This is a genomic window from Citrobacter freundii complex sp. CFNIH4 (assembly GCF_002934505.1).
GTDB lineage: Bacteria > Pseudomonadota > Gammaproteobacteria > Enterobacterales > Enterobacteriaceae > Citrobacter > Citrobacter freundii.
In genome coordinates, this window is the sequence record NZ_CP026231.1 from 3,662,225 (window position 1) to 3,687,923 (window position 25,699).

Below are 25,699 nucleotides of genomic sequence, written 5' to 3' on the forward strand. Positions count from 1 at the left end.
GAATATCTGCTAAGGCCATATGCTTTTTCTAATTTCAGTATTTCCCTAGATACGAAGTTATTCTGTACATATTGTGCGCAAAAAAACCGCCTGCTTCACAGTTTCCTACGAAATCTAAGAGGGGGATGAGCCCCTTTTCGGATTAAAGACCAGGGTAACGCATGTTATTGTAACGTCATGTAAAAGTAAGAGGTAAAACCATTACTTTTGACACGGACAGGGAACGCAGTAACAGGAGGAAACAACTTGGCATTATTCACGGATTACAACAGCCTCTACCTGTTTGCTATTTCATTTGTACTGTTGATTGGCCTACTGGAAATCATCTCTCTTATTTTTGGCCATTTTCTTTCAGGTGCGCTTGATGCTCACCTCGAACATTACGATGCCCTGACTTCCGGCAATATCGGCCAGGCGCTTCACTATCTCAATATCGGGCGGATCCCGGCACTGATCGTGCTGTGTTTACTCGCTGGCTTCTTTGGACTCTTCGGCATCCTCCTTCAGCATGGCTGGGTCACGCTGTGGCAAGCACCGCTCAGCAACCTGCTGCTTGCTCCGGTGAGTTTTATTCTTGCCGTCTTCGCCGTGCATTACAGCGGAAAAATCATTGCTCCCTGGCTGCCGCGGGATGAAACCACCGCCCTCGCTGAAGATGAATTTATCGGCAGCATGGCGATTATTACCGGACATTCCGCAAGTGCCGGAACTCCCTGCGAAGGCAAATTTACCGACAAGTTCGGGCAGACTCACTATGTGCTGCTGGAGCCTGAAGTTGGCAAAGAATTCAAAAAAGGAGACAAGGTGCTGATTATCTGCCGACTCTCCGCTACGCGTTACCTGGCCGAGCTAAACCCCTGGCCGACTGTTTTATAATTTTATACAGAGGGATCTTATAGATGGATGATGTTTTTGGCATGTTACCTTCATGGATGTTTACCGCCATTGTGGCGGTGGTCGTCTTAGTAATTATCGGGATTATTTTTGCCCGCCTGTATCGCCGCGCATCTGCTGAACAGGCGTTTGTGCGTACCGGCCTTGGTGGACAAAAAGTGGTGATGAGCGGCGGCGCAATTGTCATGCCTATCTTCCACGAAATTATTCCTATCAACATGAACACCCTCAAACTTGAGGTGAGCCGTTCAACTGTCGACAGTCTCATCACCAAAGACCGTATGCGCGTGGATGTCGTCGTCGCCTTTTTCGTGCGTGTAAAACCGTCTGTTGAAGGGATTGCTACCGCCGCACAGACGCTGGGACAGCGGACGCTGTCACCAGAGGATTTACGTGTGCTAATAGAAGATAAGTTTGTTGATGCCCTACGTGCCACCGCGTCGCAGATGACCATGCATGAACTGCAGGATACGCGTGAAAACTTCGTTCAGGGCGTACAAAATACCGTCGCGGAAGACCTGTCCAAAAACGGCCTGGAACTGGAGAGCGTTTCACTCACCAACTTTAACCAGACCGAAAAAGTCCATTTCAACCCGAATAACGCCTTTGATGCCGAGGGTCTGACCAAGCTGACCCAGGAAACAGAACGCCGTCGTCGCGAACGTAACGAAGTCGAGCAGGACGTAGAAGTTGCCGTTCGTGAGAAAAACCGTGATGCGCTGGCACGCAAGCTGGAAATCGAACAGCAGGAAGCCTTCATGACGCTCGAGCAGGAGCAGCAGGTGAAGACCCGCACGGCCGAGCAAAACGCCAAAATTGCCGCCTTCGAAGCCGAACGTCATCGTGAAGCTGAGCAGACGCGCATTCTTGCCGAACGGCAGATTCAGGAAACAGAAATCGAGCGCGAACAGGCGGTGCGATCCAGAAAAGTCGAGGCCGAGCGTGAAGTTCGCATCAAAGAGATCGAACAGCAACAGGCAACGGAGATCGCCAACCAGACCAAGTCCATCGCCATTGCCGCCAAGTCTGAACAGCAGTCTCAGGCTGAAGCACGCGCTAACGATGCGCTAGCCGAAGCGGTTCGCGCCCAGCAGAACGTAGAAACCACCCGCCAGACCGCAGAAGCGGATCGTGCCAAACAGGTGGCGTTGATTGCCGCAGCGCAGGATGCAGAAACCCAGGCGGTTGAACTGACCGTCCGGGCAAAAGCGGAAAAAGAAGCCGCAGAATTGCAGGCGGCGGCAATTGTGGAACTGGCCGAAGCCACGCGAAAAAAAGGTCTGGCGGAAGCCGAAGCCCAGCGTGCGCTGAACGATGCCATCAACGTGCTTTCCGACGAACAGACCAGTCTGAAATTTAAGCTGGCCCTGCTGCAGTCCCTGCCAGCAGTCATTGAGAAATCCGTTGAGCCAATGAAATCTATCGATGGGATCAAGATTATCCAGGTTGATGGTCTGAATCGTGGCGGCGCCGTCGGTGAAGTGACCGCAGGTAACGTAACCGGAGGGAATCTGGCTGAGCAGGCATTATCCGCCGCCCTTGCCTATCGTACACAAGCGCCGCTGATTGACTCGCTGTTAAATGAAATTGGTTTGTCCGGTGGTTCGCTGTCGGCACTGGCCGATCCGCTGAAAAACAGTCCACAGCCTGTTGAGAAAACGACTGAAGAATAAGAAACAGAAATACCGGATGGCAACGCTTACGCGTTTTATCCGGCCTACAACCTCGTAGGCCGGACACCGCCATCCGACAAACATTCCAATTGCTATTTATCGCTGTCTTTCTGGATCTTCTTGATGATATTGGTCGTTGAGCAGCCATCTTCGAAGTTCAGCACCAGCACTTCACCGCCGTTCGCCCATACCTCTTTGCTGCCCGCAATATCTTCTGGCTTATAGTCACCGCCTTTGACCAGCAGATCCGGCAGGATGCCGGCGATCAGACGCTGCGGTGTATCTTCTTCAAAAGAGACCACCCAGTCGACGGATTCCAGCGCGCCCAGCACGATCATGCGCTGTTCCAGCGGATTGACCGGACGCGTTTCGCCTTTCAGACGTTTGGTCGACGCATCACTGTTTACCGCCACGATCAGGCGATCGCCCAGCTTGCGCGCATTTGCCAGATAGGAAACGTGGCCCGCATGCAGGATGTCGAACACGCCGTTAGTCATCACCACTTTCTCACCGCGCTTGCGGGCGCTGGCAACGGCCTGTTTCAGCTCAGATTCGCTCATCACGCCAAAACCAGTATCAGCCCGACCACGCACCGCGTTTTCCAGTTCAATCGGGGAAACGGTGGAGGTTCCCAGTTTACCGACCACAACACCGGCTGCAGCGTTGGCAAAATAGCACGCCTCTTCCAGTGTGTTACCCGCCGCCAGCGTCGCCGCCAGCACGCCAATTACCGTATCGCCCGCACCGGTCACGTCATACACTTCCTGCGCCTGCGTCGGCATATGCAGTGGCGATTTGCCCGGTTGCAGCAACGTCATCCCCTGTTCTGAACGGGTAATCAGCAGTGCGGAAAGGTCGAAATCAGCAATCAATTTCATGCCGCGCTCAACCAGTTCATCTTCGCTTTTGCATTTACCGGCTACCGCTTCAAACTCAGACAGGTTCGGCGTTAGCAGCGTTGCGCCGCGGTAACGTTCAAAATCGGTCCCTTTCGGATCGATAAGCACCGGAACTCCAGCCTTACGCGCCAAAGCAATCATCTGCTGCACGCTTGCCAACGCGCCTTTGGCATAGTCAGAGAGCACCAGAGCGCCGATAGAACCCAGCGCCTGGTTAATACGCTCGTGCAGCGGTTGCGGATCTACGCCTTCAAAACCTTCTTCAAAATCCAGACGAATCAACTGCTGGTTGCGGGAAAGCACGCGCAGTTTGGTGATTGTCGGATGCGTCGGCACGGACACGAAGTCGCATTTTACGTTCACATCCGCCAGCGTTTTGCTCAGCGCACGCGCCGCGTCGTCGATACCGGTCAAACCCACCAGACGGGAATTTGCGCCCAGAGAGGCAATGTTCATCGCCACGTTTGCTGCGCCACCGGGACGTTCTTCGATGGTATCGACCTTCACCACCGGAACCGGCGCTTCAGGTGAAATACGGCTGGTAGGGCCGTACCAGTAGCGATCCAGCATCACATCACCGACAACCATGACTCCTGCACGTTCAAACTCTGGCAGCGTTACTTTCATTTCTGTCTCCTGAGAGATTCTCTGAGGGTCTTAAAATTTGCGCGCGATAATAGCACACTTCACTCGGCAACCAGCCACTTCTGCCAGCTGTCACGCACCAGCGTACGTTCAGCGTCAAAGTGCTCCAGCGCCACATGGCCCGGAAGTTCCTGCAACGCAAGATGGTGAAGTTCATCACGCAACGTCGTATAAGCACGGGTAAGCGCCAGCGCTTCCTGCTCGTCCATAATGTCGTTTTGCGCCAGTAATTCCAGAATGCGCACATTATCCGACCAGCGCGTCAGCTTCGGTTTTTCATGCGCATAGCGCAACACCAGATACTGCGTAATAAACTCAATGTCTGTGATGCCACCCTCATCCGCTTTAATATCAAAACGATCCCGATGCTTATTGCCCAAATGGGCGCGCATTTTCTCACGCATTTCACGCACGTCGGTCTGCAAGGTTTTCCCATCACGGACGAGGGTCATGATATCGCGACGAATCGCATCAAACTGAGAGGTCAACTGCGGGTCGCCATATACCACACGAGCACGCACCAGCGCCTGATGCTCCCATGTCCAGGCTTCGTTGCGCTGGTAATCGTCGAAAGCGTCGGTTGATGTCACCAGCATTCCCGCCGCGCCGGATGGACGCAGCCGCGCATCCACTTCGTACAAAATACCGGACGAGGTGCGGGTGCTGAAAAGGTGCATAATGCGCTGCGACAGACGCAGATAGAACTGTCGCCCGTCAATCTCACGCTCACCGTCCGTCATCACGTCCATCGGACAATCATGCAGGAAGATCAAATCAAGATCCGAACTGTAACCCAGTTCCCAGCCGCCCAGTTTGCCATAGCCGACGACGGCAAAACCGCGCCCCTCACGTTCGCCAAGATGGGTAGGTTGGCCGTAGCGAGCAACCATCTGCGTCCACGCCTGCTGGACTACCGCATCAATAATCGCTTCCGCCAGCCAGGTTAAATGGTCGCTCACCTTCATCACCGGCAGCGTGCCGGCGATATCAGCCGCGGCAATACGCAGTAGCTGCGTTTGCTTAAACTGGCGCAGTGCCTCCAGTTGCTGCTCTTCGTCATCTTCCGGCACGCGCAGCAAATACTGGCGCAGCTCATCACGGTAGGCGTCCGTCGCGGTAGGTTGATACAGGGTATTCGGATCCAACAGTTCATCGAGCAACAACGGATACCGCGCCAGCTGGCTGGCGACCATCGGCGAAGCCGCACAGAGCGAAATCAAATGCTTCAGCGCCCCGGGGAATTCGCTCAGCAGTTCCAGATAGGTCGTGCGAGTCACAATACCCACCAGCAGCGGTGTAATGCGTGACAGCGGGACTGAGGCGTCGTCACGCGTACAGACATCGCTCAGCAGATGCGGCATTAAATGATCCAGCACCTGTCGTCCGCGTGGGCCAATAGTGCGTTTATCCAGCTCTTTGCGGAAATCAGCAATCAGAGACAGCACGCGCCGCCGATCGTCATCCGCCAGATGCGTCAGCACTGGCGTGGTGTCATCTTCCTGTAAGGCATCCTGCCACAATTCGCGCCACTGTTCTGAGAGCGACTCTTCCTGGGTTTCGGCCTCGTCATCGCCAATCAGCTCGTTAAATACCCGGCGTACGTTGTCCATATGATTGGTCAGCACATCGGTTAACTGCTGCCAGTCATCAACGTTCATCCCCCACGCTAGCCGCGCGCGATTCAGTTCATCACCCGGCAGCGTCTGGGTCTGCTCATCATTGATACTTTGCAGCAGGTTTTCCAGGCGGCGTAAATAGAGATAGGCTGCGCGCAGTTGTTCCGCGTCGGTATCAGAAAGCAAGTGCAGCGCATTGATGGCGCTAAGCGTCGGTAACAGCGAGCGGGATTGCAGCGATGGCTCGCGCCCACCGCGAATCAGCTGGAATACCTGCACGATAAATTCGATTTCACGAATGCCGCCCGCCCCCAGCTTGATGTTGTCTTTCAGGCCACGACGGCGTACTTCACGCGCAATCATCCCTTTCATGTTACGCAGCGACTGGATCACGCTGAAATCAATATAGCGACGGAAGACAAAAGGCCTCAGCATGGCACGAAGCTCGCTGACGTATGTACCGTCGGCATCGCCCATAATGCGGGCTTTAACCATCGCATAGCGTTCCCAGTCGCGCCCTTGTTCCTGGTAATAATCCTCCAGCGCGGAGAAGCTCAGCACCAGCGGGCCGCTGTCGCCAAACGGGCGTAAACGCATATCCACCCGATAGACAAACCCATCCATTGTGGGCTGATCCAGCACTTTGATAAGCCGCTGGCCCATACGGGTAAAGAACTGCGCGTTATCCAGCTCGCGACGCCCACCCTGTGTGCTGCCGTGTTCCGGCCAGGCAAAAATCAGGTCGATATCGGAGGAAAAATTCAGCTCGCCGCCGCCCAGTTTCCCCATGCCTAAAATCAGCAGCGGCTGCGCCACACCTTTAGGATTACACGGCGTTCCCCATTCGCGACAGCAGGCTGCGTACAACCAGTCGCGCGCGGCAACGATCAACGTTTCAGCCAGATGACTTAGCTGCTGCAAAATACTCTCTTCGGTCACCAGCGACAGCGTCTGTGCCCAGGCGATACGCACCATAATGCGACGACGAAACAGGCGTAACTCACGCATCAGTGTGTTTTCGTCACTAACGTCAGCCAATGCTTGCTGTAACCAGTTGGCATAGTGTTGCCATTCATCCGCCAGGGGTGGAGTGCTTTCCAGCTCAGCCAGCCATTCGGGATGGGCAATAATGCTGTCACGGACAAAATCACTGAATGTAAGTACTGACTTCGCCTGAACGCTAAGCGAGGACTCAGATATTGCTGCTGGCAGCCGCTCAACAACGGTCGGCCAGTACTGCTGTAACGGTGAAGAGAGCTGCTTCATTTACGGGTTATCCTTTGAATGGTGCCGGATGCGTCTTTTCGCCTTATCCGACCTACATGACAGTTACACACATCGCGTAGGCCTGATAAGCGCAGCGCCATCAGGCATCCCGGCCTCGGCCCTGATTATCGTTTTCCGCTGTGCAGCCAGAACGGTTCCAGCGCGATCGCCTCGTTGCGGAAGTGTTCAATTTCAATATATTGGTTGGCCGCAATGGCGCGACGTAAGCCCTGCCAAGTAGCGATCCATTCTGATGCGACATTTTCGTCGTAGTATCCCGCCAGCATCAGCATGCTATCAATGTTGCGCGTCAAACGTGGAAGCTGATCGGCGTACTGATCGCCCAACGGCTGCGCAAAAGCGGTTTTCAGCTCAGCGGCATGGCGTGAAAGATGGGTATCAGAGAAGCGCTTAAAGGAGTCGGCAATTTTGCCCTGCGCCTTCGCATCCAGGAACGGCTGCCATCCTTTGGTCACCAGCCATTCGGTCAGCGCCAGCTTGGCCATTGCCGTTTGCGTACTGTAAACCGCCGAAATAGCAGAAACGTCCGACGCAATGATCGCTTCCGATTGGGTCAGCAAATCACGTAAGTGAGCGCTCGCTTTTCGTGGCACATTACCGCCAAACAACATCAGAATGTGACGCACCAGCCCCATTGCCGCCAGCACCTCGGCTTTCGCCCCTTTAACGCCGCGTACCCACAGCTCTTCGTGGTACTGCCACTGTGATAATGCCAGCTCCAGCGCCGCTTCCAACCCCTGCTCAATGCTCGCCTTCGCCGGAACCTTCAAAATCCGCGTCGGTTTGAGTTCGCGCGGCGCATTCCCCAGGGCCAAATGATAACCGCGCGCGGCTTTGCTCAAACTGCCCTGGCGTAAACCGGTTTGCGAAACCAGCTGGTTTGCCAGCTTCAGTACCGCACGGGTATCGCCGCTTAGCAGTTCAAGTTCAAGCTCACAGATAGGTTCTGCAAACTCGCCCGCTTTCACTTCCCCCACATCGAGGGCCATTTCAATCCGGCTGCCATCAACATCAACCAACCATTTCTCACGGAAAAAATCGGTGCTGAACAACGGCTGCACTTGAGAAGCAAGTTCAGCGGGCAGTTTGCCATCAGGCCAGACTTCCGTTGGGAACAAGGCGAGATCCAGCTCAGGCGCGTCCAGCGCAACGTTAAATTCCGGTCGCTGATGCAGGCCGCCCGTCACGCGTCCGGCAATTTTCATGGTCATTTCGTAATGACCGTTTTCACCGCGAATACGCAGCCCCATATCGTGACCACGCAACCACGCATCCGGCGTTTCGTAGTAAATATTCAGCAACTGGCTGGGTGCATGATGCTCTCCCCCCAGCGTATTCAGACGTTCACGTAGCGCATCGACAGCGTCACTATTAACGATAAATTTTAATTCGATTTCCTGGGCCATGGTCTTGTACTTATGGGTTATGTCACAGTTGAGAAAACTGACTGCGAACTAAGTTCGTTCTTTATGGTCAGTAGATAGTATTTTGCGCCAAATTGCCATGCAACGAGCAATTTGACGGGCGTAAAAGTTTCGAGTGGTGGCAAAAAGGACACAGATGATTCCGATTGATGTCGAATGCTTTGCGTAGAGACACTGATGCCACTACTATCGTTCCACTTTCTATGACAATAACGACAGCCTGATGCCAAAATTACGCCTGATTGGATTAACTTTACTCGCACTTAGCGCCACTGCAGTCTCTCATGCCGAAGAAAAGCGCTATGTCTCTGACGAACTGAACACCTGGGTCCGCAGCGGTCCGGGAGATAATTATCGCCTCGTGGGTACGGTTAACGCCGGCGAGGAAGTCACGCTATTACAGACTGATGCCAACACCAACTACGCCCAGGTGAAAGACAGCACCGGACGTACCGCCTGGATCCCACTGAAAGAGCTGAACAGTACGCCGAGCCTGCGTACCCGCGTTCCCGACCTGGAAAACCAGGTTAAGATCTTGACCGATAAGCTCAATAATATCAATACCACATGGAATCAGCGTACCGCCAACATGCAGCAAAAGGTAGCGCAGAGCGACAGCGTGATTGACGGGCTGAAACAAGAAAACCAGAAGCTGAAGAACGAACTTATCGTGGCGCAAAAGAAGGTGAGCGCAGCCAACCTTCAGCTTGATGACAAGCAGCGTACTATCATCATGCAATGGTTTATGTATGGCGGCGGCGTGCTGGGTCTTGGTCTGCTGCTCGGTCTGGTTCTGCCACACATGATCCCAAGCCGTAAACGCAAAGATCGCTGGATGAACTGAATCGCCTTCTCCGCCACACTGACATATGATTAAGGGATGTTTTTTTCAAAAGGAAAGTGGCGTGAAGATTTATCTGGTCGGTGGTGCTGTTCGGGATGCGTTATTAGGGCTACCGATTAAAGATAAAGATTGGGTCGTTGTCGGCGCCACGCCGCAAGGAATGCTCGACGCGGGTTACCAACAGGTAGGCCGCGATTTTCCCGTGTTTCTGCATCCGCAAACCCGGGAAGAGTATGCGTTGGCGCGTACTGAACGCAAATCAGGTTCGGGATATACCGGATTCACCTGCTACGCCGCGCCAGATGTGACGCTGGAGGCCGATCTTCAGCGGCGCGACCTGACCATCAACGCAATGGCCCGCGATGACAACGGGGAGATTATCGACCCGTATAACGGACGCGATGATCTGGAAAACCGCCTGCTGCGTCATGTTTCCCCGGCTTTTAGCGAAGATCCACTGCGCGTGCTGCGCGTAGCGCGCTTTGCTGCCCGCTATGCGCACCTTGGCTTTCGTATTGCCGACGAAACCATGACGCTGATGCGCGATATGAACGCCGCTGGCGAGCTGGAACACTTGACGCCAGAGCGCGTGTGGAAAGAAACGGAAAGCGCCTTAACCACCCGCAACCCACAGGTATTTTTTCAGGTCCTGCGCGACTGCGGCGCACTGCACGTTCTGTTTCCTGAAGTGGATGCTCTGTTCGGCGTTCCCGCGCCCGCGCAGTGGCACCCGGAAATTGATACCGGTATTCACACGCTGATGACGCTGTCGATGGCAGCCATGTTAAGCCCGGAGGTCGACGTGCGTTTTGCCACGCTGTGCCACGATCTTGGCAAAGCATTAACGCCTAAAGCGCTATGGCCGCGCCATCATGGCCACGGTCCGGCGGGCGTTAAGCTGGTCGAGCAACTGTGTCAGCGCCTGCGCGTGCCGAATGACATCCGTGATTTAGCCAAACTGGTGGCCGAGTTCCACGACCTGATTCATACCTTCCCGATCCTGCAACCGAAAACCATCGTTAAGCTGTTTGATTCCATCGATGCATGGCGCAAACCGCAGCGCGTGGAGCAAATCGCCCTCACCAGCGAGGCCGACGTGCGTGGGCGAACCGGTTTTGAAGCGGCGGATTACCCGCAAGGCAGGCTGTTGCGTGAAGCCTGGCTGGTTGCACAGGCGGTTCCCACGAAAGATGTCGTGGAAGCGGGATTCAAAGGTCAGGCAATTCGTGAAGAACTGACCCGGCGTCGCATTGCGGCGGTGGCCAACTGGAAGGAGAAGCGGTGTCCTAAACCTGCCCATTAAACTGACGTTGCCGGATGGCGGCATAAATGCCTTATCCGGCCTACATATTACGCCCGTAGGCCGGATAAGCGCAGCGCCATCCGGCATTTAGTGGCGATCAGAAAAAAACCACATAGACGGCAGCCGCCACAACAAAGCGGTAAATCGCAAACGGAATGAACGAGATACGCTTAATCAGCTGCAAGAAGGTTTTGATCGCGACCAGCGCCACGATAAACGCCGTCACAAAACCGACTGCAAACATCGGTAAATCTGATGCGCTAAGGAACGACCAGCTCTTGTAGAGATCCAGCGCCGTCGCTCCCATCATCATCGGCACCGCCAGCAGGAATGAAAACTCAGAGGCCGCGTAACGGCTCACTCCCATCAGCATGCCGCCAGAAATCGTCGCCCCTGAGCGAGAAAAACCCGGCCACAGCGCCAGACACTGAAAACAGCCAATCATAAACGCCTGGCGATAGGTCATATCATCCAGACCCGGCGCGCGCGGCTCTTTCGGCTTCAGGCATTCTGCAGCAATCAGCAGTACACCACCCACCACCAGCGCATACATCACGTTGATCGGGTTAAACAGCGACTTGATAGTGTCGTGGAACACCAGTCCCAGTACAACCGCCGGAATCATCCCCAACAGGATATGCCCCAGCGTCAGCCGACCTTTGCCAGTACCTTCATGCGGGGCCTTGCCGAAGTGAATGCCGATCAGGCCAAACAAACGTCGCCAGAACATCACCACCACTGCCAGAATAGATCCCAACTGGATCACCACCTCGAATGTTTTTGCGGTATCACCCTCAAAACCCAACAGGTGGCCAACAATAATCATATGGCCGGTACTGGAAACGGGTAAAAATTCCGTCAATCCTTCGACCACACCCAAAATTGCCGCCACCAGCAGCGAGTGCATATCACTCATTAATAAACCCCTAGATAGAGAAAACACGGCAAAAAAGAGCCGACGAAAGGACTCTTTTATACCCGTTTGATTTAGAAATTATTAAATTAATTATTTTCTTTCAGATTATTGCCACGCTCAATGACGACCCCGACGTTTGCCGCACGGGCTACCGCGCCAGGTTTGCTGAGTTTGATCCGCACCCACGGTGAATTAAAGCGGTTAAGTAGCAAATCCGCCACCTCTTCCGCCACACGTTCTACCAGCGCAAAACGCCCACCTTCCACATGATTAACAACCGTTTGAGCAATATCAGCATAGCTCAGGCAATCAGCCACATCATCGCTTTTAGCTGATTTGCGGTTATCCCATGCCATTTCGATATCGAACACCAACCGTTGCTCGATCGTTTGTTCCCAGTCGTAAACACCAATAGTGGTGATTACAGAAAGTTGCTCTATAAATACAATATCCATCACGACCTGCCTGCTTTTTGGCTAACCCGGATACCACTTCCGGCGAAATATGCGTATTATCCACAGAAGTAGCGTTTTACACGACATTTTCAAAACGGAACAGCTTATGAGTGCAATCGCGCCTGGAATGATTATCTTCGCGTACCTCTGTGGCTCAATTTCCAGTGCTATTCTGGTATGCCGCCTTGCTGGATTGCCGGACCCGCGCGACAGCGGCTCTGGGAATCCGGGCGCGACAAACGTGCTGCGCATCGGTGGCAAGGGAGCCGCCGTCGCGGTACTGATTTTCGACGTCCTGAAAGGTATGTTACCCGTCTGGGGTGCCTATGCGCTAGGCGTCAGCCCCTTCTGGCTGGGATTGATCGCAATCGCCGCCTGTCTGGGACACATTTGGCCGGTATTTTTCGGCTTTAAAGGTGGAAAAGGCGTTGCCACCGCCTTTGGCGCAATTGCGCCGATTGGCTGGGACTTAACTGGTGTGATGGCCGGAACCTGGCTACTAACCGTCCTGTTAAGCGGCTATTCGTCGTTAGGCGCTATCGTCAGTGCGCTGATCGCCCCTTTTTACGTCTGGTGGTTCAATCCCCAGTTCACTTTTCCGGTGTCCATGTTGTCGTGCTTAATTCTGCTTCGTCACCATGACAACATTCAGCGTCTGTGGCGTCGTCAGGAGCCGAAGATCTGGACCAAGCTAAAGAAAAAACGCGAAAAAGACTCCGAGTGATTTTATTGTCGGATAGCGACGCGTCGGCGTCTTATCCGGCCTCGGGGATGTGATACCCCTCCACCGGTTTGCCTAATCGGTTCTGACACCACGTCGCCAGAAACTCCACGCACACGCGAAGCTTCACGCTGCGATACAGCGGCTCCTGATAAACCGCCCAGATATTAGCGCTCTGCGCATAGTCCGGCAGCACCCGCTCCAGTTCACCGCTGGCCAGAAACGGTTGTACGTCCCATTCAGAACGCAGCATGATCCCTTTTCCCTGTAGCGCCCACTGCAGCACAATCTCACCGCTGTTAGAAGAAAGATGTCCCGCCACCTTAACCGACTTTTTCTCCTGACCGTTATCCAGTTCCCACACCCCGTGAGTCATATCCCGTTCTTTGGTGACCAGACAATCATGCCGAATTAATTCCTGTAACGTCGTCGGCTCACCGTATTTTTGTAAATACGTCGGTGCTGCGCATAATATCCTTTTATTTTTCGTTAACAAATGAGCAATATAATAATCAGGAATTTCATCATTAATACGAATATCCAAATCGATATTATCCTGCGCCAAATCAATTTGCCGATCGTAAAGTTCAAAATGTACCTGTAATTCAGGATAGCTGTGCATCAATTCTGTAATTGCCGGTGCAATATAACTGCGCCCAAAACCAAAGCTACAGCCGATACGAATCATCCCTGCCGGACGCGTTTTGAGTTGCGTAACGTCATCGACCAGATGTTGATAACCTGCGAGGATCGCCTGCGCGTGTTCATAGCAACGTTGACCACTCTCCGTTAGCGCCACGCCGCGCGCCGAGCGGCTTAGCAACGTAGCCCCTAGCGTGGACTCGAGGATCTGAATGCGCTTCGTCACAAACGCTGGCGTCTGGCCCAGCGTCGCAGCGGCGGCGCTAAAGCTGCCGCTATGAACAATTTCAACCAGCACCTGTAGGTCTTTCGCCAGGGGATACGTATTCAGCATGATCGGTAATCCGTAATGTGATTAACCGCAGTGTAATTCTCCCATACGTATTAAACCCTGCCCTGGCGCAATTTTTATTGCCTTATCTGGACATCATTCACGAACTGTTAATTAGATATTCACAGTGCCAAATAATATAAAACCACATTTTTAGTGGTAGTTTGTGGCGGAGAATTTATTTCCAGACAAATAAAAGAACTGGAGTTAATAAGATGAGCAATCAAAATAACCAACATGCGATAACTACGCTGACGAACATTGTCGCCGACTTTACCGCCATGATTTCTACCCGCATGCCTGACGATGTTGTGGATAAATTAAAACAGCTGCGTGAAGGCGAAACCTCGCCGATGGGTAAAATCATCTACCACACCATGTTTGACAACATGCAGAAAGCTATCGACCTGAACCGCCCAGCCTGTCAGGACACCGGGGAGATTATGTTCTTCGTGAAGGTCGGTTCCCGTTTTCCGCTACTTGGCGAACTGCAAAGCATTCTGAAACAGGCTGTTGAAGATGCCACGGTAAAAGCGCCGCTGCGCCATAACGCGGTTGAGATTTTTGACGAAGTGAATACCGGAAAAAATACCGGTACCGGTGTGCCGTGGGTCACATGGGACATCATCCCTGATAACGATGACGCGGAAATCGAAGTCTACATGGCAGGCGGCGGCTGTACGCTGCCGGGGCGCTCGAAAGTGTTAATGCCTTCTGAAGGCTACGAAGGCGTGGTGAAATTTGTCTTCGAAAATATCTCCACGCTGGCAGTCAACGCTTGTCCGCCAGTGCTGGTGGGCGTAGGTATTGCCACCTCTGTAGAAACCGCTGCCGTGCTTTCTCGTAAAGCGGTGCTGCGCCCAATCGGATCACGCCATCCAAACCCAAAAGCGGCAGAACTGGAACTGCGCCTGGAAGAAGGACTTAACCGTCTGGGCATTGGGCCGCAAGGGTTGACCGGGAATAGCTCAGTGATGGGCGTGCATATCGAATCCGCCGCGCGCCACCCGTCGACTATCGGCGTTGCCGTCTCTACCGGCTGCTGGGCGCACCGTCGCGGCACGCTGTTGGTTCATGCCGACCTCTCCTTCGAAAACCTGTCTCACACCCGGAGCGCGTTATGAAAAAGATCCTCACAACCCCGATCAAAGCCGAAGATCTGGCAGACATTCGCGTTGGCGATGTCATTTACCTGACCGGCACGCTGGTGACCTGCCGTGACGTTTGCCACCGCCGCCTGATCGAACTGAAGCGCCCGATTCCTTATGACCTGAACGGCAAAGCCATTTTCCATGCGGGCCCGATCGTCCGTAAAAACGGTGAAAAATGGGAGATGGTCTCCGTCGGTCCAACCACGAGTATGCGTATGGAAGCCTTCGAGAAAGAGTTCATCGAGCAGACCGGCGTCAAACTGGTGGTCGGTAAAGGCGGTATGGGACCGTTGACAGAAGAAGGCTGCAAGCAGTTTAAAGCACTGCATGTGATCTTCCCGGCAGGTTGCGCCGTACTGGCGGCTACTCAGGTTGAAGAGATTGAAGAAGTGCACTGGACGGAGCTGGGCATGCCGGAATCCCTGTGGGTGTGTCGGGTCAAAGAGTTCGGCCCGCTGATTGTGTCCATCGACACCCACGGCAACAACCTGATCGCCGAAAACAAAAAGCTGTTCGCTGAACGTCGCGATCCTATCGTCGAAGAAATCTGCGAGCACGTGCACTACATCAAATAACCCTCCCGGAGGGGCGTAACGCCTCTCCCTCTTTGCAGGGATACAACAATGGCACCTTTAGCTGGTTGGTGGCGATACCTGGCTCCGCTGGTGGTCATCGCCATTATTGCTGTTCTGCCCGTCCCCACCGGTCTTGAGAGTCACACCTGGCTCTATTTTGCCGTCTTTACCGGTGTGATTGTCGGGCTTATTCTGGAACCTGTACCGGGCGCGGTGGTGGCGATGATTGGCATTTCGATCATCGCCGTCCTTTCACCGTGGCTGCTGTTCAGTCCGGAGCAACTCGCGCAGGACGGTTTTAAATTTACTGCCAAATCGCTGTCGTGGGCGGTATCTGGATTCTCAAACTCGGTCATCTGGCTGATCTTCGCGGCCTTTATGTTTGGTACTGGCTATGAGAAAACCGGCCTTGGTCGGCGAATCGCGCTGATGCTGGTGAAAAAGATGGGGCACCGGACGTTATTTCTCGGCTATGCGGTGATGTTCTCCGAACTTATCCTCGCTCCCGTCACGCCTTCCAACTCCGCGCGCGGAGCCGGAATAATCTACCCGATTATCCGCAACCTGCCGCCGCTGTATAACTCGCAGCCCAATAGCGCCAGTTCACGCTCCATTGGCTCGTACATCATGTGGATGGGCATTGTCGCTGACTGCGTTACCAGCGCTATTTTCTTAACGGCGATGGCACCGAATCTGCTGTTGATCGGCCTGATGAAAGGCGCGTCCCACACGGCGCTGAGCTGGGGCGACTGGTTCTTAGGCATGCTGCCGCTGAGCATTTTACTGGTGCTGATCGTGCCGTGGCTGGCGTACCTGCTGTATCCACCGGTACTGAAATCCGGCGATCAGGTTCCACGTTGGGCGGATACAGAGCTAAAAGCGATGGGACCGCTCTGCGCTCGCGAGAAAAAGATGCTGGTACTGATGGTCGGCGCGTTAGTGCTGTGGATCTTCGGCGGCGACTACATTGACGCCGCAATGGTCGGATACAGCGTGGTGGCGTTGATGCTGGTACTACGCATCATTAGCTGGGATGACATCGTCAGCAATAAAGCCGCATGGAACGTCTTTTTCTGGCTGGCCTCGCTGATAACGCTCGCCACCGGGCTCAATAACACCGGTTTTATTACCTGGTTCGGCAAGCTGCTGGCGGGAGGACTGAGCGGCTATTCGCCGATGATGGTGATGGTGGCGCTGATCGTGGTGTTCTATCTGCTGCGCTACTTCTTTGCCAGCGCCACGGCGTATACCTCTGCCCTCGCGCCGATGATGATTGCCGCCGCGCTGGCAATGCCGGAAATCCCGCTACCGGTCTTCTGCCTGATGGTCGGCGCCGCCATTGGCCTGGGCAGCATTCTGACCCCGTACGCCACCGGTCCTAGCCCTATCTACTACGGCAGCGGTTATTTGCCAACGGTGGATTACTGGCGACTCGGCGCTATTTTTGGCCTGATTTTCCTCGTGCTGCTGGTGATCACCGGTCTGATCTGGATGCCCCTCGTTTTACTGTAATCTCCCTTGGGCGGCATATTGTCGCCCCTTAATCCATAAGCTTCTCATATGATCGATTTCCCGATGCGCTGAGGCATACTTTTTTGTATGCAAACACCCTCATGCTGATAGGGGAAACGCTCTGGACACGGTTGCGCACGAGACACTCACACGAGGCTGGCAGGCCGAACTGGAACTGCATTTTTCCTGCACCGGGCACAAAACGGTGCTCGCCTCGGCGCGTCATCATGGTCCATTGACAGTTCAGCGCCCGTTTTACCCGGAAGAGGACGTCTGCCACCTCTATTTGCTGCATCCACCTGCGGGGATCGTTGGCGGGGATGAGCTTCATATTGCCGTCACGCTCGACGAAAACAGCCATACATTAATCACCCAGCCCGGCGCGGGCAAGTTTTATCGCAGCCGAGGGCCACAAGCGTTGCTGCGCCAGCATTTTACCCTCGCCTCGCACGCCACGCTGGAGTGGCTGCCGCAGGATACGATCCTCTTTCCCGGCGCCAACGCCGCTATTCAGACCGTCTTTAATCTGACATCCGCAAGCCGCCTGCTGGCCTGGGATCTGCTGTGTCTTGGCCGACCGGTTATGCAGGAAACTTTCAGCCACGGCATGCTGCAAAATCGCCTGGAAGTGTGGCGAGATGGGCTGCCGCTGCTGATAGAACGCTTGATATTGCAGGAGGGGAATCTGAGCGGTGTCGCGCATCATCCCTGGGTCGGCACGTTGCTGTGTTATCCGGCCAACGAACACATGCTGGAGGGCACGCGGGAGCGGCTTATGGCGCTTGGCGATTACGCCGGGGCAACGCTTAACGACTCGCTGCTGACAATCCGTTTTCTTGCTAACGACAACCTGGTTGTTCAGCGCGTTATGCGTGACATCTGGCAATTTTTGCGCCCGCTGCTGACACATAAAACGCCTGTACTACCGAGAATCTGGCAAACCTAAGAGAACCCTTATGGAACTGACCCCCAGAGAAAAAGATAAGTTGTTGCTGTTTACCGCCGCGCTGGTGGCGGAACGTCGCCTGGCCCGCGGGCAGAAGCTGAACTACCCGGAATCGGTGGCGCTGATTAGCGCTTTCATCATGGAAGGGGCGCGCGACGGGCAAACTGTAGCCGCGCTGATGGAGGACGGGCGTCACGTCCTGCGCCGCGATCAGGTGATGGAAGGCGTACCGGAAATGATCCCGGATATTCAGGTTGAAGCCACGTTTCCGGACGGATCGAAGCTGGTCACTGTCCACAACCCGATCGTCTAAGGAGCGACAATGATCCCAGGTGAATATCAGATCGTAAAAGGCAGTATCGCACTTAATCAGGGGCGAGAGATCTGCACGATCGTGGTGGAAAATCATGGCGACAGGCCCATCCAGGTGGGATCGCACTATCACTTTTTCGAAGTGAACCCGGCGCTGCGCTTTGACAGGCTGGCCGCACGCGGCTTTCGTCTGAACATTGCTGCGGGCACAGCGGTGCGTTTTGAGCCAGGACAAAAACGCGATGTCGAACTGGTGCGCGTTGCTGGCGCACAAAGGATCGTGGGTTTTCGCAGCGAAGTGATGGGCGCGCTGGAGGCAGATAATGAGTGACATTTCCCGGCAGGCGTACGCCGACATGTTTGGCCCAACCACTGGCGATAAAGTGCGCCTGGCGGATACCGACCTGTGGATCGAAGTGGAAAAAGACTTCACCACCTACGGTGAAGAGGTCAAATTCGGCGGCGGAAAAGTGATCCGCGACGGCATGGGCCAGGGGCAAATGCGCGCCGATGCATGTGTGGATCTGGTGATAACCAACGCGCTGATCGTCGATCACTGGGGGATCGTGAAAGCGGATATTGGTATCAAAGCCGGCAGGATCTTCGCCATCGGAAAGGCAGGTAATCCCGATATTCAGCCCAACGTTACGATCCCGATAGGCGTGGGAACTGAAGTCATCGCCGGGGAAGGCAAGATCGTCACCGCAGGCGGCGTGGATACGCATATTCACTGGATCTGCCCACAGCAGGCGCAAGAGGCGCTGGTTTCCGGCGTGACGACGATGATCGGCGGCGGCACCGGTCCGGCCGCGGGCACTCACGCCACCACCTGTACGCCGGGTCCGTGGTACATCGCACGCATGCTGCAGGCGGCGGACGCGTTGCCGGTTAACATCGGTTTACTGGGCAAAGGTAACGGCTCAAATCCTGACGCCTTGCGCGAGCAAATCACTGCAGGCGCAATTGGCCTGAAAATCCATGAAGACTGGGGCGCCACACCCGCCGCTATCGACTGCGCGCTGACCGTGGCCGACGAAATGGACATCCAGGTAGCGCTGCACAGCGACACGCTCAATGAGTCCGGTTTCGTGGAAGATACGCTGGCGGCGATTGGCGATCGCACCATTCATACTTTTCACACCGAAGGCGCGGGCGGCGGTCATGCGCCGGATATCATCACCGCCTGCGCGCATCCGAATATCCTGCCCTCCTCTACGAACCCGACGCTGCCCTATACCATCAACACCATCGACGAGCATCTCGACATGCTGATGGTTTGCCACCATCTCGATCCGGATATCGCCGAAGACGTGGCCTTTGCCGAATCACGCATTCGCCGGGAAACGATCGCTGCCGAAGATGTGCTGCATGACATTGGCGCCTTTTCCCTGACCTCGTCCGATTCGCAGGCAATGGGGCGCGTGGGCGAAGTGATCCTGCGTACCTGGCAGGTGGCGCACCGCATGAAGGTTCAGCGTGGCCCGTTGGCAGAAGAAACCGGTGACAACGACAACCTGCGCGTTAAACGTTACGTCGCCAAATACACCATCAATCCGGCGCTAACCCACGGTATCGCCCATGAAGTCGGCTCCGTTGAACCTGGCAAACTGGCCGATCTGGTGCTGTGGTCACCGGCCTTCTTTGGCGTAAAACCGGCGACGATCGTTAAAGGCGGGATGATCGTCTGTGCGCCGATGGGCGACATCAATGCCTCGATTCCCACCCCGCAGCCGGTGCATTACCGCATGATGTTCGGCGCACTTGGCGCAGCGCGGCATCACACCCGGCTGACCTTTATTTCGCAGGCCGCTGATGCGCAAAACATCGCGCAGCAGCTCAACCTGCAAAGCGCCATCGCCGTCGTTAAAGGCTGCAGAACAGTGAAAAAGGCCAACATGATCCACAACGACCTGCAACCCAATATCACCGTCGATGCTCAGACCTACGAGGTGCGTATTGATGGCGAACTGATTACCAGCGAACCGGCAAACGTTTTGCCGATGGCACAACGCTATTTTCTGTTTTGAGGAGTGACGATGATCTACCTGACCCAACGCCTTGACCACGCTCACCGCGTCACCGCAAGCGTCACGCTACCCATTGATATGCGGGTAAAAAGTCGTGCCAGAGTGGCGCTGAACGACGGTCGCGAAGCCGGGCTGATGCTACCGCGCGGTTTGCTGTTACGCGGTGGCGACCTGCTGTCCACCGACGATGGCAGCGAGGTGATCGAAGTGATCGCCGCGCCGGAGTCGGTTTCCGTGGTGCGCTGCGCCGATCCTTTCCTACTCGCCAAAGCCTGTTATCACCTCGGCAATCGCCACGTTCCGCTGCAAATCCTGCCGGATGAACTGCGCTACCACCACGATCATGTGCTGGACGCCATGCTGCGCCAGTTCAACCTCGAGGTGACGTTCGCTCAACTACCGTTTGAACCGGAAGCAGGCGCTTATGCCAGTGAATCACACGGGCATCATCACGGCCATGCGCACTGATGCATAACACCCAACAGTTGCGTCTGATGCAGCTCGCCAGCAGCGCACTCCCGGTGGGGTCGTTTACCTGGTCCCAGGGTCTGGAATGGGCGGTGGAGATTGGCTGGGTGAAAAGCGTCGATGACTTCTCTGCCTGGCAAATTCAGCAGATGGAGCAGAACTTTTTTACCGTCGACCTACCGCTGCTGGCGAGACTGTATCGCGCCTGCGAGCAGGACGATCTCGATGCCGCGCGCCGCTGGAGCGCTTACCTGTTGGCCTGCCGGGAAACTCGCGAACTGCGGGATGAAGAACGCAGTCGGGGCGCGGCGTTTACGCGGCTGGTCACCGACTGGGAGGCGGATTGCTCGCGAGAGTGGCGCACTCTCTTCACCGACAGCCAACTCTGCGGCATGGCCTGGCTGGCCGTGCGCTGGAGAATTCCCCTGACCAAACTGGCGTTAAGTCTCGGCTACAGCTGGATTGAGAGCGCTGTGATGGCTGGCGTCAAGCTGGTTCCTTTTGGACAACAGGCGGCCCAGCGTTTGATTATTGCGCTCTGCGATCGCTATGCGCAGGGTCTGGCACAGGCGCTGGCGACGCCTGACGCCAGTCTCGGCTCCGCAACGCCGTTGGCCGCTATCGCGTCTGCCCGGCATGAAACCCAATATTCCCGATTATTCCGCTCCTGAGGAAAAAAAATGAGTAACTACAAGCATCCCCTGCGTGTGGGCGTTGGCGGCCCGGTCGGCTCCGGCAAAACGGCGCTGCTGGAAGCGTTATGCAAAGCCATGCGCAGTAGCTATCAACTGGCGGTAGTCACCAACGATATCTACACCAAAGAAGATCAGCGCATTCTCACCGAGGCGGGCGCACTGGAGCCAGACAGGATCGTCGGTGTGGAAACCGGCGGCTGCCCGCATACCGCCATCCGCGAAGATGCGTCGATGAATCTGGCTGCCGTAGAGGCGCTGAGCGAGAAATTCGGCAATCTGGATCTGATTTTTGTGGAAAGCGGTGGCGATAACCTGAGCGCCACCTTCAGTCCGGAATTAGCGGATCTGACGATCTATGTGATCGACGTTGCCGAAGGCGAGAAGATCCCGCGTAAAGGCGGTCCGGGGATCACTAAATCCGATTTTCTGGTTATCAATAAAACCGATCTGGCCCCTTACGTCGGCGCCTCGCTGGAGGTGATGGAACGCGATACCCTGCGTATGCGCGGCGAGCGTCCGTGGACGTTCAGTAATTTAAAATCCGGAGAGGGTCTGGAAAAAATTATCGCGTTTCTGGAAGAGAAAGGAATGCTGCGGATGTAGCGTCTTGCCCGGTAACATTGCGCTACCGGGCAAAAAATCACGCCGCCGGTAATTCCGCCAATGGCCAGCGTGGGCGCACGGTTACGCCAAGATCCGCCGTTGCGCCTGCTTTAAAACGCACCATGCCCGCGTAGGCGATCATCGCCCCGTTGTCGGTACAAAATTCCGGACGCGCGTAAAATACTTCGCCACGACGTTTTTGCATCATCTCGGCCAGTTTTGCGCGCAGCGTACGGTTCGCGCTCACCCCCCCCGCCATCACCAGACGTTTAAAACCGGTTTGATCCAACGCGCGTTTGCACTTGATCATCAGCGTATCAACTACCGCATCTTCAAAGGCACGGGCGATATCTGCGCGCGTCTGATCGTCATTTTCGTTATTACGAATGGTATTCGCGGCAAAGGTTTTAAGCCCGGAGAAGCTGAAATCCAGCCCCGGACGATCGGTCATCGGGCGCGGGAAGACAAAACGTTTTTCAACGCCTTGCGAGGCCAGCTTTGACAACATTGGACCGCCAGGATAATCCAGCCCCAGCAGCTTGGCGGTTTTGTCGAACGCTTCGCCAGCAGCATCATCAATCGATTCGCCCAGCAGTTCATACTGACCGATACCGGTGACGCTGATCAGCTGCGTGTGACCGCCAGAAACCAGCAGCGCGACGAACGGGAACGCAGGGGGATTATCTTCCAGCATTGGCGCCAGCAGATGCCCTTCCATGTGGTGCACAGGAATTGCCGGTACGCCCCAGGCGAACGCCAGCGAACGTCCTACGGTTGCGCCAACCAGCAGCGCGCCAACCAGACCAGGACCTGCGGTATACGCCACCGCATCGATCTCTTTTGCCGTCAGTCCCGCCTCTTTCAGCGCGGCCTGGATCAGCGGTACGGTTTTACGTACGTGATCGCGCGAGGCCAGTTCTGGCACTACGCCGCCGTAGTCAGCGTGTAATTTCACCTGACTATACAATTGGTTGGCTAAAAGACCTTTTTCATCGTCGTAAATGGCGATGCCGGTTTCATCGCAGGATGTTTCAATACCCAGTACACGCATGACTTGTTTTACCTCGCTCTATTACCGCGCAGTGTAGGACCAATGCGGGTTGATGTAAAACTTTGTTCGCCCCAGGAGTTCCGCTCGTGTATACTCCTTGTCCTTATAAAAGTCCCTTTCAAAATCGCGTCGGTGCTTTACAAAGCAGCAGCAATTGCAGTAAAATTCCGCACCATTTTGAAATAAGCTGGCGTTGATGCCAGCGGCAAACCGAATTTATTAAAGGTGAGAGTTACATGCCGGTAATTAAAGTACGTGAAAACGAGCCGTTCGACGTAGCACTGCGTCGCTTCAAGCGTTCATGCGAAAAAGCAGGTGTTCTGGCGGAAGTTCGTCGTCGTGAGTTCTATGAAAAACCGACTACCGAACGTAAGCGCGCTAAAGCTTCTGCTGTGAAACGTCACGCGAAGAAACTGGCTCGCGAAAACGCACGCCGTACTCGTCTGTACTAATCCATTGAGAGCCAAAGCTCTCAATTCAGACTGAGTTGTAGTTGTAAGGCCGTGCTTCCGGAAGGAATGCGCGGCTTATTTTCGTTTATACATCAGCAATTACACAAAATCATTCACACTGTATCAAGGCGGCAAGTGAGTGAATCCCCGGAGCTTACTTAAGTAAGTGACAGGGGTGAGCGAGTGCAGCCAACGCAGAGACAGTTTGAAGGATGAAGTGTAATAACGGGGCATATGGCTGGACGAATCCCACGTGTATTTATCAATGACCTGCTGGCAAGAACCGACATCGTCGATCTCATCGACGCGCGGGTAAAGCTGAAAAAGCAGGGCAAAAATTATCACGCGTGCTGTCCGTTTCATAACGAAAAAACCCCCTCTTTCACCGTAAACGGTGAAAAACAGTTTTATCACTGCTTTGGGTGTGGCGCGCATGGCAACGCCGTCGACTTTCTCATGAACTACGACAAGCTCGAGTTTGTGGAAACCGTCGAAGAACTGGCCGCAATGCACAACCTTGAAGTGCCCTATGAAGCAGGCAGTGGCACCAGTCAGATAGAGCGCCATCAACGGCAAAGCCTTTATCAATTGATGGATGGCCTGAACACTTTTTATCAACAGTCTTTGATGCAACCCGCCGCTACCCCTGCGCGCCAGTACCTGGAAAAGCGAGGATTAAGTAGCGACGTTATCACCCGTTTTGCTATTGGTTTTGCGCCCCCCGGCTGGGACAACGTCCTGAAACGGTTTGGCGGCAATGCTGAAAATCGCAAATCGCTGGTTGATGCGGGGATGTTGGTCACCAACGATCAGGGACGCAGTTACGATCGCTTCCGCGAACGGGTGATGTTCCCCATCCGCGACAAACGTGGTCGGGTCATTGGTTTTGGTGGACGCGTGCTGGGCGATGCCCTGCCGAAGTATCTGAACTCCCCGGAAACCGATATTTTCCATAAAGGTCGCCAGCTGTATGGTCTTTATGAAGCCCAGCAGGATAACGCCGATCCACAGCGCCTGTTAGTGGTAGAAGGCTATATGGATGTGGTGGCGCTGGCACAATACGGCATTAACTACGCCGTGGCATCCCTTGGGACGTCGACCACCGCCGATCACATCCAACTGTTGTTCCGCGCGACGAACAACGTAATTTGCTGTTACGACGGCGACCGTGCCGGACGCGACGCAGCATGGCGCGCGCTGGAAACCGCACTGCCCTATATGACAGACGGACGCCAGCTACGCTTTATGTTTTTACCTGACGGCGAAGATCCCGATACGCTGGTGCGCAAAGAAGGGAAAGAGGCCTTTGAAGCGCGGATGGAGCAGGCGTTGCCGCTCTCTGCGTTTTTATTTAACAGCCTGTTGCCGCAGGTGGATTTGAGTACCCCAGACGGACGCGCACAGCTCAGCACGCTGGCATTACCGCTGATTACTCAGGTACCAGGCGAAACGTTGCGCATTTACCTGCGACAGGAGTTGGGAAACAAGCTCGGCATTCTGGATGACAGCCAGCTTGAACGTTTAATGCCAAAACTGGCAGAAAATGGGGCTTCCCGCCCTGTTCCACAGCTAAAACGTACGACCATGCGTATACTTATAGGGTTGCTGGTGCAGAACCCGGAGCTCGCCCCGCTGGTTCCACCGTTAGGCGCACTGGATAGCAATAAGCTGCCTGGACTTGGCTTATTCAGAGAACTGGTCAACACTTGTCTGGCTCAGCCAGGTCTGACCACCGGGCAACTTTTAGAACACTACCGTGGCACAAATGATGCTGCGACCCTTGAAAAACTGTCGATGTGGGACGATATAGCAGATAAAGATATCGCAGAAAAAACCTTCACCGACTCACTCAACCATATGTTTGATTCGATGCTTGAACTGCGCCAGGAAGAGTTGATAGCTCGTGAGCGCACACACGGTTTAAGCAGCGAAGAACGCCGGGAACTCTGGACGCTGAACCAGGAACTGGCCAAGAAATAAGAGAAAGACAAAACAAAGACAAAATCATTCGCGTTGTATCAAGGCAGCAAGTGAACGAACGCCTGGGAGTGTACATAAGTACATGACCAGGATGACAAATCCGCCGGAAGCGGATTTGAACGCTGCTTGCGGCGGCCCCGTAAGGGGCGAGGCTCAGGATGAGCCGAGTAACGAACGCAGCTAACGCAGAGACAACGTGAAAGATGAAGTATTTAACGGCTTAACTGCCGAATATCGATCGGGAAGCCCCCGACAGCCGCACGGAGAGGCAGCGGCA

Annotated in this window: 24 protein-coding genes; 17 read left to right on the forward strand and 7 right to left on the reverse strand. The window is 54.8% G+C overall.

Going from position 1 to position 25,699, the window contains the following annotated elements:
* Window positions 1–246: 246 nt before the first annotated feature.
* Together C2U41_RS18780 and C2U41_RS18785 are read left to right on the forward strand one after the other, a co-directional pair.
* A complete protein-coding gene (locus C2U41_RS18780; protein WP_044700883.1) occupies window positions 247–876 on the forward strand; it encodes an OB-fold-containig protein in 630 nt (209 codons plus the stop codon).
* A gap of 23 nt (window positions 877–899) precedes the next feature.
* Window positions 900–2,567, forward strand: coding sequence for a flotillin family protein (locus C2U41_RS18785; RefSeq protein WP_046155099.1), 1,668 nt, complete (start codon window positions 900–902; stop codon window positions 2,565–2,567).
* Window positions 2,568–2,659: 92 nt separating this feature from the next.
* Here the strand turns inward: C2U41_RS18785 and hldE are convergent, their stop codons facing one another.
* The 3 genes from hldE to C2U41_RS18800 form a co-directional block, all read right to left on the reverse strand.
* Window positions 2,660–4,093: a bifunctional D-glycero-beta-D-manno-heptose-7-phosphate kinase/D-glycero-beta-D-manno-heptose 1-phosphate adenylyltransferase HldE gene (hldE, locus tag C2U41_RS18790; protein WP_044700899.1), complete on the reverse strand. Its 1,434-nt coding sequence runs from the start codon at window positions 4,091–4,093 to the stop codon at window positions 2,660–2,662.
* Between the two features lie 59 nt (window positions 4,094–4,152).
* The gene (gene glnE, locus C2U41_RS18795; protein ID WP_044700901.1) at window positions 4,153–6,993 is read right to left on the reverse strand and encodes a bifunctional [glutamate--ammonia ligase]-adenylyl-L-tyrosine phosphorylase/[glutamate--ammonia-ligase] adenylyltransferase; all 2,841 of its coding nucleotides are present in this window, start codon (window positions 6,991–6,993) and stop codon (window positions 4,153–4,155) included.
* A gap of 125 nt (window positions 6,994–7,118) precedes the next feature.
* Window positions 7,119–8,420, reverse strand: coding sequence for a CYTH domain-containing protein (locus C2U41_RS18800; protein WP_044700902.1), 1,302 nt, complete (start codon window positions 8,418–8,420; stop codon window positions 7,119–7,121).
* Between the two features lie 241 nt (window positions 8,421–8,661).
* Here C2U41_RS18800 and C2U41_RS18810 point away from each other — a divergent pair, with 241 nt between their 5' ends.
* The gene (locus C2U41_RS18810) at window positions 8,662–9,282 is read left to right on the forward strand and encodes a TIGR04211 family SH3 domain-containing protein (RefSeq protein WP_103848572.1); all 621 of its coding nucleotides are present in this window, start codon (window positions 8,662–8,664) and stop codon (window positions 9,280–9,282) included.
* 61 nt (window positions 9,283–9,343) lie between these two features.
* Complete coding sequence (locus C2U41_RS18815) at window positions 9,344–10,585, forward strand: multifunctional CCA addition/repair protein (protein WP_016150993.1); 1,242 nt, start codon at window positions 9,344–9,346, stop codon at window positions 10,583–10,585.
* Between the two features lie 97 nt (window positions 10,586–10,682).
* Here C2U41_RS18815 and bacA read toward each other — a convergent pair whose 3' ends face one another.
* Both bacA and folB read right to left on the reverse strand, forming a co-directional pair.
* Window positions 10,683–11,501 (reverse strand): undecaprenyl-diphosphate phosphatase, encoded by an 819-nt coding sequence (gene bacA, locus C2U41_RS18820; RefSeq protein WP_003838118.1) that lies wholly within the window; start codon window positions 11,499–11,501, stop codon window positions 10,683–10,685.
* A gap of 86 nt (window positions 11,502–11,587) precedes the next feature.
* Window positions 11,588–11,956, reverse strand: coding sequence for a bifunctional dihydroneopterin aldolase/7,8-dihydroneopterin epimerase (gene folB, locus C2U41_RS18825; RefSeq protein ID WP_003838117.1), 369 nt, complete (start codon window positions 11,954–11,956; stop codon window positions 11,588–11,590).
* A gap of 106 nt (window positions 11,957–12,062) precedes the next feature.
* Here folB and plsY point away from each other — a divergent pair, with 106 nt between their 5' ends.
* On the forward strand, window positions 12,063–12,680 hold the full coding sequence (plsY, locus tag C2U41_RS18830; protein WP_032937472.1) for a glycerol-3-phosphate 1-O-acyltransferase PlsY: 618 nt from the start codon (window positions 12,063–12,065) through the stop codon (window positions 12,678–12,680).
* Window positions 12,681–12,711: 31 nt separating this feature from the next.
* Here the strand turns inward: plsY and ttdR are convergent, their stop codons facing one another.
* Entirely contained in the window at window positions 12,712–13,653 is a 942-nt protein-coding gene (gene ttdR, locus C2U41_RS18835) for an L-tartrate utilization transcriptional activator TtdR (RefSeq protein WP_016150994.1), read from the reverse strand.
* Window positions 13,654–13,865: 212 nt separating this feature from the next.
* Here ttdR and ttdA point away from each other — a divergent pair, with 212 nt between their 5' ends.
* From ttdA to ureG, 10 genes are all read left to right on the forward strand, one after another.
* Window positions 13,866–14,774 carry a L(+)-tartrate dehydratase subunit alpha gene (ttdA, locus tag C2U41_RS18840; protein ID WP_016150995.1) on the forward strand — a complete coding sequence of 303 codons (909 nt, stop codon included), beginning with the start codon at window positions 13,866–13,868 and terminating at the stop codon, window positions 14,772–14,774.
* Entirely contained in the window at window positions 14,771–15,376 is a 606-nt protein-coding gene (gene ttdB / locus C2U41_RS18845; RefSeq protein WP_044700904.1) for a L(+)-tartrate dehydratase subunit beta, read from the forward strand. The genes ttdA and ttdB overlap by 4 nt, the downstream gene beginning before the upstream one ends.
* A 48-nt stretch (window positions 15,377–15,424) precedes the next feature.
* Window positions 15,425–16,888, forward strand: a complete 1,464-nt coding sequence (locus C2U41_RS18850) for an anion permease (protein ID WP_032937357.1) — start codon at window positions 15,425–15,427, stop codon at window positions 16,886–16,888.
* Between the two features lie 121 nt (window positions 16,889–17,009).
* A complete protein-coding gene (locus C2U41_RS18855) occupies window positions 17,010–17,834 on the forward strand; it encodes an urease accessory protein UreD (protein WP_197731389.1) in 825 nt (274 codons plus the stop codon).
* A 10-nt stretch (window positions 17,835–17,844) separates the two neighbouring features.
* Window positions 17,845–18,147: an urease subunit gamma gene (locus C2U41_RS18860; protein ID WP_044700911.1), complete on the forward strand. Its 303-nt coding sequence runs from the start codon at window positions 17,845–17,847 to the stop codon at window positions 18,145–18,147.
* A 9-nt stretch (window positions 18,148–18,156) separates the two neighbouring features.
* Window positions 18,157–18,477 carry an urease subunit beta gene (locus C2U41_RS18865; protein ID WP_103848571.1) on the forward strand — a complete coding sequence of 107 codons (321 nt, stop codon included), beginning with the start codon at window positions 18,157–18,159 and terminating at the stop codon, window positions 18,475–18,477.
* On the forward strand, window positions 18,470–20,173 hold the full coding sequence (gene ureC, locus C2U41_RS18870) for an urease subunit alpha (protein WP_003838102.1): 1,704 nt from the start codon (window positions 18,470–18,472) through the stop codon (window positions 20,171–20,173). The genes C2U41_RS18865 and ureC overlap by 8 nt, the downstream gene beginning before the upstream one ends.
* Before the next feature lie 9 nt (window positions 20,174–20,182).
* On the forward strand, window positions 20,183–20,641 hold the full coding sequence (ureE, locus tag C2U41_RS18875; RefSeq protein WP_044700915.1) for an urease accessory protein UreE: 459 nt from the start codon (window positions 20,183–20,185) through the stop codon (window positions 20,639–20,641).
* A complete protein-coding gene (locus C2U41_RS18880; protein ID WP_044700918.1) occupies window positions 20,641–21,312 on the forward strand; it encodes an urease accessory protein UreF in 672 nt (223 codons plus the stop codon). The genes ureE and C2U41_RS18880 overlap by 1 nt, the downstream gene beginning before the upstream one ends.
* 9 nt (window positions 21,313–21,321) lie before the next feature.
* Window positions 21,322–21,939, forward strand: coding sequence for an urease accessory protein UreG (ureG, locus tag C2U41_RS18885; protein ID WP_003838095.1), 618 nt, complete (start codon window positions 21,322–21,324; stop codon window positions 21,937–21,939).
* Window positions 21,940–21,976: 37 nt separating this feature from the next.
* On the opposite strand, the gene tsaD is transcribed toward ureG, so the two are convergent.
* Entirely contained in the window at window positions 21,977–22,990 is a 1,014-nt protein-coding gene (tsaD, locus tag C2U41_RS18890; protein WP_003024694.1) for a tRNA (adenosine(37)-N6)-threonylcarbamoyltransferase complex transferase subunit TsaD, read from the reverse strand.
* 236 nt (window positions 22,991–23,226) lie between these two features.
* On the opposite strand from tsaD, the gene rpsU reads away from it, so the two are divergent.
* Complete coding sequence (rpsU, locus tag C2U41_RS18900; RefSeq protein ID WP_001144069.1) at window positions 23,227–23,442, forward strand: 30S ribosomal protein S21; 216 nt, start codon at window positions 23,227–23,229, stop codon at window positions 23,440–23,442.
* A gap of 234 nt (window positions 23,443–23,676) precedes the next feature.
* Window positions 23,677–25,422 carry a DNA primase gene (dnaG, locus tag C2U41_RS18905; protein ID WP_103848570.1) on the forward strand — a complete coding sequence of 582 codons (1,746 nt, stop codon included), beginning with the start codon at window positions 23,677–23,679 and terminating at the stop codon, window positions 25,420–25,422.
* Window positions 25,423–25,699: the final 277 nt, after the last annotated feature.

Bases quoted from the DNA above. Each gene is read 5' to 3' on its own strand.
- C2U41_RS18800 (WP_044700902.1), bottom strand. From the start codon at position 8,420: ATGGCCCAGGAAATCGAATTAAAATTTATCGTTAATAGTGACGCTGTC.
- ureG (WP_003838095.1), top strand. From the start codon at position 21,322: ATGAGTAACTACAAGCATCCCCTGCGTGTGGGCGTTGGCGGCCCGGTC.
- ttdB (WP_044700904.1), top strand. From the start codon at position 14,771: ATGAAAAAGATCCTCACAACCCCGATCAAAGCCGAAGATCTGGCAGAC.
- ureC (WP_003838102.1), top strand. From the start codon at position 18,470: ATGAGTGACATTTCCCGGCAGGCGTACGCCGACATGTTTGGCCCAACC.
- C2U41_RS18860 (WP_044700911.1), top strand. From the start codon at position 17,845: ATGGAACTGACCCCCAGAGAAAAAGATAAGTTGTTGCTGTTTACCGCC.
- C2U41_RS18810 (WP_103848572.1), top strand. From the start codon at position 8,662: ATGCCAAAATTACGCCTGATTGGATTAACTTTACTCGCACTTAGCGCC.
- hldE (WP_044700899.1), bottom strand. From the start codon at position 4,093: ATGAAAGTAACGCTGCCAGAGTTTGAACGTGCAGGAGTCATGGTTGTC.
- ttdR (WP_016150994.1), bottom strand. From the start codon at position 13,653: ATGCTGAATACGTATCCCCTGGCGAAAGACCTACAGGTGCTGGTTGAA.
- bacA (WP_003838118.1), bottom strand. From the start codon at position 11,501: ATGAGTGATATGCACTCGCTGCTGGTGGCGGCAATTTTGGGTGTGGTC.
- C2U41_RS18785 (WP_046155099.1), top strand. From the start codon at position 900: ATGGATGATGTTTTTGGCATGTTACCTTCATGGATGTTTACCGCCATT.
- ureE (WP_044700915.1), top strand. From the start codon at position 20,183: ATGATCTACCTGACCCAACGCCTTGACCACGCTCACCGCGTCACCGCA.
- plsY (WP_032937472.1), top strand. From the start codon at position 12,063: ATGAGTGCAATCGCGCCTGGAATGATTATCTTCGCGTACCTCTGTGGC.
- tsaD (WP_003024694.1), bottom strand. From the start codon at position 22,990: ATGCGTGTACTGGGTATTGAAACATCCTGCGATGAAACCGGCATCGCC.
- ttdA (WP_016150995.1), top strand. From the start codon at position 13,866: ATGAGCAATCAAAATAACCAACATGCGATAACTACGCTGACGAACATT.
- dnaG (WP_103848570.1), top strand. From the start codon at position 23,677: ATGGCTGGACGAATCCCACGTGTATTTATCAATGACCTGCTGGCAAGA.
- glnE (WP_044700901.1), bottom strand. From the start codon at position 6,993: ATGAAGCAGCTCTCTTCACCGTTACAGCAGTACTGGCCGACCGTTGTT.
- C2U41_RS18880 (WP_044700918.1), top strand. From the start codon at position 20,641: ATGCATAACACCCAACAGTTGCGTCTGATGCAGCTCGCCAGCAGCGCA.
- rpsU (WP_001144069.1), top strand. From the start codon at position 23,227: ATGCCGGTAATTAAAGTACGTGAAAACGAGCCGTTCGACGTAGCACTG.
- folB (WP_003838117.1), bottom strand. From the start codon at position 11,956: ATGGATATTGTATTTATAGAGCAACTTTCTGTAATCACCACTATTGGT.
- C2U41_RS18865 (WP_103848571.1), top strand. From the start codon at position 18,157: ATGATCCCAGGTGAATATCAGATCGTAAAAGGCAGTATCGCACTTAAT.
- C2U41_RS18850 (WP_032937357.1), top strand. From the start codon at position 15,425: ATGGCACCTTTAGCTGGTTGGTGGCGATACCTGGCTCCGCTGGTGGTC.